Source organism: Vibrio sp. 10N.261.52.A1 (genome assembly GCF_002876325.1).
Taxonomy (GTDB): domain Bacteria; phylum Pseudomonadota; class Gammaproteobacteria; order Enterobacterales; family Vibrionaceae; genus Vibrio; species Vibrio chagasii.
Genome location: NZ_MCYD01000736.1, coordinates 1 through 13,272 on the forward strand (window position 1 = coordinate 1; position 13,272 = coordinate 13,272).

Below are 13,272 nucleotides of genomic sequence, written 5' to 3' on the forward strand. Positions count from 1 at the left end.
CGATAATATAGTCGTATATTGAGTTCATAATGTTCCTACATTCAGTCCTTTAAATTATAGGGAAGAAGCGACAGTATCAGGCTCGGTTTGAGGCAAAGACTTTTGCTCTTCATCCGACGGCTTTTTCACTTGATTGATATCGTACTTACGACCGCTGTAGATGAAGATAGCAACAAACAGTGCCACACCGACCAGGCGAATCACGATTGACACATCAGGCCAAACTAAAGCCACACCTAAGGCAATCAATACCGCGCGCAACACAAGATTGATTTCGCTCTCGAGGTAACCTTCAATCGCTGCAATAAATGCATAAGTACCAATAATAGCAAAGCCACCAGTCACTAAAACCGAGGTCACATCCCAACTTACCAAGTTGGTGTAAGCGATAAGCAGTGGCACCAAGTACAAGCCTTTAGCGATCTTCCATGCCATTAAGCCCGTTCTCATTGGTGGCGTTTTAGCAATTGTCGCTGCCGCAAAAGCGGTCAAACAAACCGGTGGCGTCACGTTGCTGTCTTGCGATAACCAGAAAATGATTAAGTGTGCAGACAATAGAGCAAGGCTAATCGCTTCCAAGCCTAAGCTTTGCTCAAGCAGCGTTTCCACAAAATCAGCGGGCACTAACGCAATCAGTTCTTTTGCAGTTTCCAGAGCCATAGGTGCGTTAAGCAGTTCCAGCTTTTCTGGTGCTGCCAACATGAAAATTGCTTTCGCCTGCTCTGGTAACTGACCCGAAACCAACAGGTCAAGCAGCTGGCTTTCAGCAATTAACTTGTACAAGGCTGGAGCAGACAGAGTACCCAACACGATATAAGCCGCGGTAACTGGCAGGCCCATACCGAGAATCAAAGATGCCAGCGCGATCAAGGCAATCATCACCAACAAGTCACCATTGGCCCAACTATTGATCATCAACGAGAAGGTGTTACCTATCCCGGTGGTGCTGATCACATTGACCACAAGGCCAATACCCACGAGTAATACGGCTGTGGTTGCCATGTTTTTTGCGCCTTGAGAAAGCGCTTCGATGATCGCCTTTGGTCCCATTTTATGGTTTTTGGAGAACCACGAAGCAACCACTACCGAGACGATTGAGATACCCGCAGCGTACGTCGGCGTAAAGCCTTGCACCAATAGAGTCACCAGCACCGCAAGAGGGATAAGATTATGCCAACCAGACAAGAGTACTTTTAATAGAGGCTCACAACCCGAAGAGACTTTTTGTACACCGCTACGCTTCGCTTCAATACGTACGAAAAACGCCACTGACAAAAAGTAAATAAGCGCTGGCAAGAAAGAGACCGCAATGATATCGACATAAGGGATCTGCGTGTAAGACGCCATGATAAAAGCACCTGCCCCCATCACTGGTGGCATCAACTGCCCACCTGTTGATGCAGCAGCTTCCACACCAGCAGCAAAGCGTGAAGGGAAACCCGCTTTTTGCATCAGAGGAATACTGATAACGCCTGTCGACACCGTATTAGCCACGCTAGAGCCAGACACTGAGCCCATCAAACCAGAGCCAATCACCGCAATAAAACCAGGCCCACCGATCACTTTGCCCGCCGCCGCGCGAGAGACATCAATAATGTAGTCACCGACACCCGAGCGCACTAAGAAAGCGCCAAATAGGATAAACATGAATACGAAGGTCCAGCTGATTCTAGAGATAGAACCAAACATACCTTCCGATGAATAAAAGCTTCGATAGAGCAGTGTCTCAAGGCTCAAACCAGGAAAGTGGAAGATGCCACTGGTCCATTGCCCCCACACCACTACGTAGCTCAAACACACCAGAATAAGTACAGGAATAAACCAGCCCATGGTACGACGAATCAGCTCGATGACGATAGCAATCGCCAAGATAGAGAAGAACCAATCACTGGCGATGAACTTCACGCCTCGCTCATAAAGTGCATCCTCTGCAAAGGGGATATAGATAAGGCAAGCCAATGCTGCCAATGCGATCCCGATATCGACAGCAAGTGCCACCTTGCTCTTTTTCAGCGAGATATGAGCGGGATACCAAAGCGCACAAATGATCGCGAAACCAGCAAAGTGAGTCGCAGAGATCCAAAGCTCCGGTAAGGTAGATAAGGTATTAAACCAAATGTGTAATAGGGAGAGAATCACTCCCATGGTTGTTATCGCTTTGCCTACCCAAGGAAAATCCGTTCGGGTCGGCAATTCAAATTTTTTCAGTTCCTGCTGCAGCGAATCGCTCATAGAAAACTCCTGCTCTCTACAACAAAATGCGCAGAGAAAATCCATAAAATATGCAGGCGCACGAACCCATTCACAACGTGAACGCGCACCTATCGGTTAAGCCATTAAAGATTGGGGATCGACCAAAACAGTTAGTCGACGAAAGCCGTTAGTTAACGATCAACTCAGAAGGAAGCTCGATGCCCACTTCTTTGTAGTAACGTGCTGCGCCCGGGTGAAGTGGAACAGGCAGACCTGCAATCCCTTTCTCAAGCGCCATGGCTTTGGTTGCTTTGTGGATACCTTGTAGGAAAGGTAGGTTTTCATAGATAGCTTTGGTCAGTTGGTAGACATCTTCTTCTGAGATATCTTCACGAACCGCTAGGAAGTTAGGTTGAGCGATTGTAGTGATCGGTTTATCAACACCTGGGTAGGTATTGGCAGGGATCTCGTACTTGGTCCAGATGTTGTAATCGCCATTCGCTTGTTTGATCTGTTCATCGGTAAACGACAGGATTTGAATATCTTCACCTAGAGCTGCAAAAGCTTGGGTTACCGCGCCCACAGGTACACCTGCTGGGGTGTTCATGCCATCAATGGTGCCGTTTTGCAATGCGCTCGCGCTACCGCCGTAACCCATAAAGGCAAGTTTAAATTGTTCTGGGTTCACTGATAGGCCCTTCATAATCTGACGACCTGAGTTTTCTGTACCTGAGTTTTTCTTACCGATAGAAAATTTCTTGCCGTTCAGATTTTCTAAATCACTCATGGTGCCTGTTTCAGCTAGGTCCGAACGAACAATAAAGTGTTCAACATTTTGCCAAAGCATAGAGACAGAGCGCAGCTGAGTTTGGCTACCCGATTTTTCGTATGGCCCTAGTCCCTGCCAAGCCCACGCGCCGTACAAGCCTTGCAAGATAGCAAACTGGGCTTCATTTTCATTCAGTAGTTTTACGTTCTCGCCCGACCCTGCAGAACTGATAGCCGCCAAAGAAAAGTGCTGCTTCGGCGCAAGCTTAACTTTACTCAATGTCGCCAACGCTACGCCTACAGGGTAGTAAGTGCCGCCTGTTGAAGCTGTCGCTAGAATATAGCTGCGCTCTTCTTGAGCAGAGGCGTTGCTGATAAGGCCAATAGATGCCATTGCGATTGCTAAAGTTTTAACTAGCTTGTTGTATTTCATTGTTACTCTCCATGTAGAGTTATTCACGTTATAGTTTTGTTAACAACAACAGCCAGATAGCAAGCACAATGCCAATTTTTAAGTTATTGATTTAAATAAATTTAAATAAAAAGATCAATAACGGTAGGCGGATTATTGCTTATTACATACTGATGGCATGAGCAATTTTTTGCTTACTAAAAAAGGGCATTAACATCTATATAAAGTTAGCTACATCACACTTTACGTGAGAAATGTGACCAACAGTTATAAAATCGCAAATACAGAGTGAGCCATTTATTGCTTACTAATCTTCAATAAGCATTACAGTCAGATTGATCATTAAGAATCGACATAATCACTTCGATTCAGCGCATAGCGCACCATTTTTTGGTTCAGTGTTCGACGAGGTAAATCCAAATCTTGCATCACGTCATTAATGCGCCCTTGATAACGCACCAACGCATCATGAATGACTTTTCGCTCAAAGCTCTGCACCTGAACCGCCAGCGGAATACCCGCTGTCGCTGATTCCGTTACTGAGTTAGGACGACACGCCAGTATGTCTCCCACCGTTAAACTTTCATCCAACGCAAAACGAATTGCAACATTGCGCAGCTCACGCACATTACCCGGCCACGCATACGACAATAACGCATGGCGATCCGCTTCACTGGCCACTCGAGTTTCGCTGTTCGCTTCTTGGGTAAAGTGTTCAAAAAGAATGAGTGCGTCATCTTCACGCTCACTAAGCGGTGGCAAGTGCAGCTGGGCAACGTTCAAGCGATAGAACAGATCTTGGCGAAAGTCAGGGTGGTTCAATAAGTCACATTTAGAGGCAGATACTACCCTCAAATCAACGTGTTGCTGCTGGTTGCCACCCACGCGTTCAACCACATTATCTTGTAAGGTGCGTAACACTTTGACCTGCATAGACAACGGCATGCTCTCTATTTCATCAAGGAAAACCGTGCCTTTATCAGCAAATTCAAGCTTACCAATGCGTCGTTTAGCTGCTCCAGTGAAGGCTCCAGCTTCATGTCCAAACAGTTCGCTCTCAAACAAATTTTCAGGAATGGCACCACAGTTAAGCGGTACAAAAGGGTGTCTTTTTCTCTCGCTAAACTCATGCAAGCAAGAAGCGACCAACTCTTTACCACAGCCAGTTTCACCGTAGATGATCACATTAGTGTCTATGGAAGCCACCTTCTGTATCTGTTCGCGCAGTTCACACATCACCTTACTGCGACCAATCAGGACCTGCTCAATACCCTTTAGGTTATTTAAGTAGCTTTGACGGTTAACTCTGTCTTGGCTGCTTTGATATTTCTCGACCGCTTCAGAGACAGTTTGGGAGAGACGCTCAGGATCAAATGGCTTTTCGATGAAATCATAGGCGCCTTGATGTAACGCCTTTACCGCCATATCAACATCGCCATGCCCGGTAATCAAAATAACTGGAACTTCTGGCACCAAACTCTTAAATTTCCCAAGTAATTCCACCCCATCAATATCGGGCAAACGCACGTCACTAATGATGGTGTGAAAATCGCCTTGCTTTACTGCGCTTAACGCATCTTGCCCAACCTCAAACGCAGTGACGTCGAAGCCGGCCAACTGTAACCACTGGCTGGTTGCTTGACGCACAATCGCATCATCTTCAATCAAAGCTATACGTTGCATGGTTTGTTCCTAACACTTGAACCAAATATGCCGCCTACGGTATTCAAAAACCGAGCAGACGAAAAGGAGCTAGCTCCCACTTTGAGTAACACCTCTTTAACAGTTTTATAATGTTTGTTAGCTTCAACTTGTTTCACTCTCCAGCTGCTCAAAAAGCAAACATAACACAGCCTTAAACCACTAATTTAAAAGGGATTTAATCAAGAATGATGAATAACAATCGATATTGGTTATTTCTATTTGCCTGTTTAATTATTGGCTTAGTGCAGGTCACAACCAAAAACGGAATCAGCCAGTGGAAACTTGAACAAGCGCAACGTTATGCTGAGCAGCGCTTCCTTGGCTACATCGCTGAAGCAAGGCGAACACTAAAACGTTTCTATTTTCTGCCCTACCTAGTCACCAACGACGAAACCACGGTTCGCTTTATCGATGGTGAAGACCGCCTTGAAAAACGCATCAAAAAACAGCTCATTCAATTAGACAAAGCGGCGAATACCAAAGGCTGGTATTTACTCTCCGATACGGGCGATTTACTGGTTTCTAGTGTTGAGAGGAGCAAGCTGAGTAAAAAGAACGCCAACACGATTGTGTCTAAGATCCACCAGCAAGGTGGGGCAATTTCGGTGGTGACCAAAAACAAAGGCGTTACCCCAGACTACTTTATTGCCGCGCCCGTTTATCGAGCTTCTGATGTAGTAGGCATTGTTGCGGTGCAGATTGATTTGTCGCTGCTGACCGATCAATGGTTCGCCGATGGCGAAGCGGTACTGTTCCAAAACCCTCGAGAACAATTTTTTCTCTCAAGTGACCACAAACTCAGTGCAGATTGGTTTAACGACACCTTTAGTTCTCAGCCTACTGCCACCAAACGCGAGTTGTACGATCAAACCCACATTCGCGTGTGGCGACTGCAAGGTAAAGACTATCTGATTCAGTCGATCAAGTTAGACGACCTCAACTGGCGTTTAACCTACCTCACCCCATTAACAAGCCTCAATCAAACCACTAACTGGATAAGTTGGAGCGTGGCGGTGGGTTGTCTGTTCATCATGCTATTGCTGGTCATTCTCTATCAAAGACGCCAAAAAAAACTCAGCAACCTACGAATCCAAAAGCTGATTGAAGAGTCTGAAAAACGATTGTCTGGAATGATCAACAAGACCCACGTTGGACTTGTGCTGATCGATAAACACGGTCACATCCACGACATTAATCTGATGGCGAAAAACTACTTCTGCCTATCTGATTCGATGATCGGCAACATCAAAGCATGGCAGCTTTTTGAGGCAGGTAACCCGAACTCAACCACTTTGCAGTTGCTAAAGAACTTAGAGCAACATCAGGAGCTGGCCGAGATCACCAGTGTCGAAACCATGGCAAGACGCAGCGATGGCAGCAACTTCCCGGTGTTGTTCTCCATTAGCCCCTTTCCTTGGCATGCTACTACCTATTACCTGTGTACTGTGATTGATATCAGTAAACGTAAGAAAGCGGAGATCGCGGTACAGGAAGCCAATAAAACACTTCAGTTGAGGGTAGAAGAGCGAACGCAAGACCTAAAAGACGCGCAGCAAGAGTTGGTAGAATCAAGCAAACTTGCGGCGTTGGGACGTATGTCGAGCGCGATTACTCATGAACTCAATCAACCGCTTACTGGCCTAAAAACCCTACTTTCAAGTAATCAGTTACTGATGGAGAGAGGCGAGACTAAGATGTTGAAAGCGAACATGGATCTGGTAATGAGCCTTATCGACAGGATGGCCAACATGACGAGTCAGCTGAAGTCCTTCGCCTTTCAAAAATTGGAAAAGCCTTATCCGGTGTCACTGACAGACGCACTTCAAGAAACCCTGCGCATTCACCAAGCCGCTTTAGAACGTGTCGATATTCGAGTGCGTGTCGCCTCTAATATTTCCATGGTGATGGGAGAAGAAGCACGACTTAGACAAGTGCTCGGTAATCTCTTAAGCAATGCTATCGATGCCACGCAAAATCAGAAGCCAGCGAACATTATTATCAGTGCTCATACCGAACAAGAGCGTGTCATCATCAAGGTGAAAGATAACGGTTGTGGCGTATCCGAAGACCAACTAGAAACCATTTTCGAACCCTTTCACACCAACAAAAAAATGGGCGAAGGGCTCGGGCTCGGACTCGCCATCACCGCCAACAATGTACGCGATATGCAAGGCTATCTAATTGCTAAGAACAACCCTGAGCAAGGCATGACCTTCACACTAACGCTCAAAAGTGCCGATAGTGAGTAATCGCTTACATAACATCTTAGACACATACTCTATTTGAATTCTGGAACAAAAAAACCGCCCATAGAGGGCGGTTTGGAGAGTTTATTAGCGTATAAGTTATTCTCTCTCGCTTACTTACTCAGCTGCTTGAGCAGTAACTCCGTTGGACGAACAATCGCAATGATCGATTCATCGTAGATCTTCGCAGCATCAGATAGGATAGCTTGGTAGGCATTAGCGTCTGCTTCTCGAACTTGTTCACCCGCTTTCGCTTTAGCAATCAAGGTTAACGCCAAGTCTGCAACTTCGACAGTTTTCTCTGCCACCACCACAGTCTCTACCGAAGAGACATTAGCAGCAAAAATAGTTTTAGCGGCAAGTGCAGCCGATTTTGCTTGCTGATAATGATCTGTAAGTTGCTCCAATGCCTGTTGATTACCTGTCGCGACTTCGTTCACCAAATCTTGCATCGCATACACTGCGTAGCTTTCTACTGGCAGCGCATCAACAAAGCGATTTAAGCGCTCGTATTGACTGTACAAAGTGCCTTTAGGCTCAGTAGAGTTCCACTTCTCCCAGTTGCGAGCATAGTATTGTGCTGGCTCGGTGTACTTTGAAAGGATACGAAGATCTTGGATATCTTGACCTCTAGCAATACGCTTTAGCAACATGTCTGCATCCGCGTGGTGACGCAGACCTACTGAGATTTCAGACCATGTATCCATCGCCTTCATACGCTTATACATGCTGCGTTCATCAGTCAGTTCAGCATCCGACCAGAAACGTTCCGCGATCGCGTAGCTACGAGGCCATAGGTAGTTTTCAACCGTAAGACTGTCTTTATTCTCAAGCCATATCGTAATCTCACCGCCCAGAATCAACTCTTTTTCTTTGTCGGTAAGCTCTGCAGGATAACCACCATTAGGCTCAGGGATGACACTGCCTTCGATATCGCTACTCGCAATCACTTCACCTGTGGTTGGCCAGCGCACGTTACCAATCAATTGGTAGCTGCCCTCAGAGAATCCATTTGGATTTAGGTTCAAGTTAAACTCAGTGTAAGACATGAAGTTATCGAAGTGACCGACAAAGGTTTTGCCCGGCACATAATCAAGGATGTAGATCTCTTCACGAGACTTGCCGTTGTAATCACTGAACGCGCGGAACGTGCCGTCTTTTGCTTCAATGATAGTCAGCGTTCCCTTACGTGGGCTGCCTTTAGAGCGAGGCTTTTGCCACTGGTAAGTCACGAACTTCTCGCCGCTATGAAGCTTATCATCAACCGTGATCCCGGTTGGCATTGGGTCATTGCGATAGTGGTAGCTCGTAGGCTGAGGCTGATCTAGGTAGTAGCCGGTTGACAGGATACCTGGGTAACCCTCTTGCGCAGCACGGCCGATACTGTCATGACCTTGCCAGCTTTGAATCACGATAGAAGTTGGCAGATCTTTATGCCAAATCTCATCCCAACCCGTCATCTTCTTACCGCGCTCTTCCAGCATCTTCTCAACTTTTACGTTGAGGTAAGACTGCAAACCTCGTTCGCCATCAATGCCGTTCTCTTCGATGAACTTCTGATGCTTTTCGCTGTTGATCCATTGAGAGTAATTTGGCTCATCACCACCAATGTGGAAGTACTCATCTGGGAATAACTCGGTCACTTCATCAAACACATCACCCAGCATTTCATAAAGCTCTGGGTTTAAAGGGTCCATCAATGGCTCAAACACACCCCAGCCACGCTCTTGGCCATAGCTTTGACCTTCGCCACCCGACATTAAGCGTGGGTAAGCATGCGCCACAGCAGAAGAGTGTCCCGGCAGTGATACTTCTGGAATCACACGAATACCAAGGTTACGAGCGTACTCGACTAGGTAACGAACTTGGTCTTTGGTGTAGTAATCACCATCGGTGGTTTCTGACCATAGGCGCGGCCAAGATTCCGTTTGAATGCGGATACCTTGGTCGTCCCAGAAGTGCCAATGGAACACGTTCATTTTCGCAGAAGCCATCGCATCTAGCTGACGAATCAACACATCAAATTCAATAAAGTGACGAGAGGTATCGTAGGAAACACCACGCCAACGGAAGCGAGGTTCATCAACAATCGTAACGGCAGGAATGTGGTAGCCAGTCGCTGTTGTTTCAACGAGCTGTAAAAGGGTTTCGATACCGTGAATAGCGCCATAAGGGCTTGGGGCGCTCAGCGTGATTTGCTCACCCTGAGTCGTAATCTTATAAGACTCTTCTGAGTCGATGTTCTGAATTTCAGACTTTGGAGCTGCGTCAATATCAATGATCAGGTTTGCTTCGTCTGCGCTATCAACCTGCCAATTCAGAATCGGGATACCGGTTTGGCGTACCAAACGATCGACAAAGCGTTTCGCCGTGTACTCAACACGATCAGAATTAAAGCCTTTGATGTAAACCTTGAAGTTACCGTCGACCTGTACTTGCCCTGCTTGTAGTTCAACCGTTTGTGGATACGGCATTAAATTAAGATCGGTATTCGGAGCCATTGCTAACGCCATTGGGGACACTACTGAACCTGAAATCAATAGAGACAATATAGTTTTTTTCATTATTAGTTTTCCTATATAACGGGGGGTTCTGTTTTGTTTATCGGAGGCGATTCACAAAACAGAACCATCAGCCACTGCTGTTGTTTGTCGTCAATTCAAAACAAATGAGCTACTTAACAAGCTCAACCGCTTCACGAACCAACACCGCGATCTCATCCCACTGCTCGTTTTCGATCATCTTTGGAGAAACCATCCACGTGCCACCACAGCACACAACGCGATCAACAGCTAAGTAATCATTCACGTTGTGCTTGCCGATACCACCTGTAGGCATGAGCGACACATCAACGTATGGTGCTAGTAAAGATTTCACCATGTTGATGCCGCCAGACGCTTCTGCAGGGAAGAACTTCAAGAAGTTAAGGCCCAGTTCCAGTGCTTGCTCTACTTGGCTTGGGTTATTTACGCCAGGAACGATTGGCATGCCGATCTCTTGGCAACGTTTAACCGTGTTTGGATTCAAACCTGGCGCTACGATGAACTCACTGCCCGCCTCTTTCGCAAGGTCGATCTGCTCAGGAGTTAATACTGTGCCAGCACCGATACACATCTCAGGGTAGGCATCACGCATCGCACGAATCGAATCCGCTGCCGCTTCGGTACGGAACGTCACTTCTGCTACTGGTAGGCCGTTTTCTACTAACACTTTTGCTAGTGGAATCGCGTGTTCCACCTTGTTGATTTGAATAACAGGGATAACTTTGAATTGCTTAAGTGTGTTGATCATTTCTTGAGACATAATAATTTCGCTTTATCTTTCTATTTTTTGATTAAGTGGTTCATAGCGCTTACCGGGATAATGGCGCCTGAATATTGAATAACGGTAGAAGCCAGTTGGTGGCCGAGTTCAGCGGCTTCGGTAGCACTCTCGCCCGTTAAGCGTGCAGCTAAGTAACCCGCCGCAAAAGAGTCACCGGCAGCGCATGTATCAACAACGTTCGCAACAGCTGTCGCTGATACGTAGCTTTCTACTACCTTGCCGCTTTCTACCTGAACAATTTTGCATGGCTCACAGCCACGTTTAATAACGATCTCTTGGCAACCCAAGCGAAGGCAGCGTTGTTGAACGCTCTCTGAGTTACCCCAAACCAGTAGGTCGTCGTCTTCAGTGATCAGTGCGATGTCTACCAATGGCAGTAACTTGGCGTACCAATATTGAGCTTGGTCAGTCGTCCAAAGCTGTGGGCGATAGTTGTTATCGAAAATCACCTTACCGCCTTGATTTGAGAACACGCCAATGGCTTTCAACAGGCGTTCACGGGAGGTGTCATCTAAAATCGCGATACTGATCCCACTGATGTAAACCGCATCAACTTGTTTCTCTGTCAGCGCGATTTCAAGCTTATTCAGATCATTCGCTTGGAAATAAGATTTAACTGCCGCGTCGTTGCGCCAGTAATGAAAGTGTCGTTCACCAGTATCATCGGTTTCGACTATGTAGAGACCTGGAAGCTTGTTCGCAATGCGCTCTACGAAATTGGTTTGAATACCTTCTAACTGCCAGCTATCAATCATATTTTGAGACAGTTCATCGCCACCAAGACCTGTCGCGTAATGCACGGATAGGTCTTTGTTTTGAGTTAAGCGAGAAAGGTAAAGTGCGGTATTTAGCGTGTCACCGCCAAACTTTTTGGTTAATGGAGAGCCGCTGATTTCGACCATACATTCGCCAAAAAAAGCAATATTGTAGTGTGAAGATGTCGACATAGCCGATCCTAAAATAGAGAGATATATGAGGAAAAGGCCCTGCCACTAAGCAGGGCCTAAATTAAGCAAACCAGTTGTGGAGACTAGGTTTAGCTTGTTTGATTTGCAGGGCGTTGAGGTGCCGCTTCTTCTTCAAGTACGCCAGTCTCAGACATTTCCATCTCCATCAGAGCACGCTCGTCATCAAGAATCGCTTTTGCCATTTCTGGAGTTACTTGGTTAGCCGGAGTCACTAGGCTCACTGCCACACCTGCTACTAGAGCGAACAAGCATGATGGGATAACAGGGTTGCCCCAGAATGCTGTGTAGTCAGCGTTTAGCATTACTACGAATGAAGCCACTGAAGCACCCACTAGCGTTGCAAGTGCACCTTGCCAGTTGTAGCGTTTCCAGAATTTACCCAACATACCGCACACGAACATGCCCGACATAACCGTTGAAATCATCTTAGTGATGTAGCCAATGATGTCGTTTGACGTCAGTGCGAATAGCAGTGCAAAACCAATCACCACAACCAAAGCTAAACGAGAGTAGTTCATCATTGATTCTTTGTTCGGTACACGGCCTGTGAACATCACGTAGACGTCACGCAGTAGGATAGACACACCAGCAATCGCATCTGAGCTTGCGCTCGACATGGTTGCAGATAGGCCAGCGATAAGAACAATCATGCCAACGCCAACTGGAAGTACCGTTGCTGCAATGTAAGGGAACGAGAAGTTAGGGTTATCCAGCGTTGGGTCGATAGCGTGTGCCGCCATACCAATGATTGCTGGAATGATAGAGAAGAAAAGGTACAACACACCAGACGCCACGAATGAACGACGGATAGTTGAAACGTCTTTACCAGAGTAAATGCGTTGACGGAATGAAGGCGTCGCCAGAACACCAACACCGATAACCACAGCCAGAGAAACAGCAGGCAGAATGCCTAGTTTATCGATTGCTAAAAAGCTTGTAGCAGCAGGGTCCATCGCAGCGTAAAGGTTATCCATGCCACCAATGTGGTTCACAGACATCACCGCCATCAAGATGAAGCCAGCAAAAAGGATAATAGCTTGGATAGTGTCAGTCCATACAACCGCTGTGTAACCACCGATAACAACGTAGATAGTGAATGCCGCAGCAATAATGATCTTCGCTAGGTTCAGGTCAATGTCAGCAATCCACGCTAGGTACATACCACCACCTAGAATGTGCGCACCTAACCAACCAATTGACGCGATGAAGATAAGTAGGCCAACCACGTTTTTTACGATTCGGTTAGCACCCACGTAATACGCTAGCTCTTCACTCATTGTCATGAAGTTCAGCTTACGAACCGGAGCAAACCATAACGCAAGCAATAGGATGCCAACAGCACCGCCAATTCCGTACAGAGCACCAGCCCAGCCATTTGCGTAGCCGAAGCCAACCGCACCCATACTTGAACCCGTACCGACCATCGTCGCTACCGTTGTACCAAGTACTAAAAATAGTGGCAGGCCACGGCCGCCTAATAAAAAATCTTCGCCAGATTTTTGATTACGCGAGACAAACCAGCCTAACCAAATTAAAAAACATACGTACACGCCGAAGCCTGTAAGAAAAAGAGTGCTGTTCATTTGACACCTCTCAGTGAAATATTAAGCTCATTCCTGAACTTTTATTTATGATTCATTCATTTTATATTTCATAT

At 46.5% G+C, this 13,272-nt stretch carries 8 protein-coding genes; 1 reads left to right on the forward strand and 7 read right to left on the reverse strand.

The features are described from left to right. Positions 1-54: 54 nt before the first annotated feature. From BCT81_RS15055 to BCT81_RS15065, 3 genes are all read right to left on the reverse strand, one after another. A complete protein-coding gene (locus tag BCT81_RS15055) occupies positions 55-2,232 on the reverse strand; it encodes a TRAP transporter permease (RefSeq protein WP_102424953.1) in 2,178 nt (725 codons plus the stop codon). Between the two features lie 148 nt (positions 2,233-2,380). Beyond that, a complete protein-coding gene (locus tag BCT81_RS15060; protein ID WP_004736883.1) occupies positions 2,381-3,394 on the reverse strand; it encodes a TAXI family TRAP transporter solute-binding subunit in 1,014 nt (337 codons plus the stop codon). 321 nt (positions 3,395-3,715) lie between these two features. Beyond that, on the reverse strand, positions 3,716-5,056 hold the full coding sequence (locus tag BCT81_RS15065) for a sigma-54 dependent transcriptional regulator (protein ID WP_102424954.1): 1,341 nt from the start codon (positions 5,054-5,056) through the stop codon (positions 3,716-3,718). 206 nt (positions 5,057-5,262) lie between these two features. Between BCT81_RS15065 and BCT81_RS15070 the strand changes: the two genes are divergently transcribed. After that, on the forward strand, positions 5,263-7,326 hold the full coding sequence (locus BCT81_RS15070) for an ATP-binding protein (RefSeq protein ID WP_102424955.1): 2,064 nt from the start codon (positions 5,263-5,265) through the stop codon (positions 7,324-7,326). Positions 7,327-7,436: 110 nt separating this feature from the next. Here BCT81_RS15070 and BCT81_RS15075 read toward each other — a convergent pair whose 3' ends face one another. The 4 genes from BCT81_RS15075 to BCT81_RS15090 form a co-directional block, all read right to left on the reverse strand. Continuing rightward, positions 7,437-9,887 (reverse strand): family 20 glycosylhydrolase, encoded by a 2,451-nt coding sequence (locus tag BCT81_RS15075; protein ID WP_102424956.1) that lies wholly within the window; start codon positions 9,885-9,887, stop codon positions 7,437-7,439. Positions 9,888-9,996: 109 nt separating this feature from the next. Next, positions 9,997-10,626 carry a bifunctional 4-hydroxy-2-oxoglutarate aldolase/2-dehydro-3-deoxy-phosphogluconate aldolase gene (locus tag BCT81_RS15080; RefSeq protein WP_102424957.1) on the reverse strand — a complete coding sequence of 210 codons (630 nt, stop codon included), beginning with the start codon at positions 10,624-10,626 and terminating at the stop codon, positions 9,997-9,999. A 20-nt stretch (positions 10,627-10,646) separates the two neighbouring features. After that, positions 10,647-11,594: a sugar kinase gene (locus BCT81_RS15085; RefSeq protein WP_102424958.1), complete on the reverse strand. Its 948-nt coding sequence runs from the start codon at positions 11,592-11,594 to the stop codon at positions 10,647-10,649. 89 nt (positions 11,595-11,683) lie between these two features. After that, positions 11,684-13,198, reverse strand: a complete 1,515-nt coding sequence (locus tag BCT81_RS15090; protein WP_102424959.1) for a sodium:solute symporter family protein — start codon at positions 13,196-13,198, stop codon at positions 11,684-11,686. Positions 13,199-13,272 lie beyond the last annotated feature (74 nt).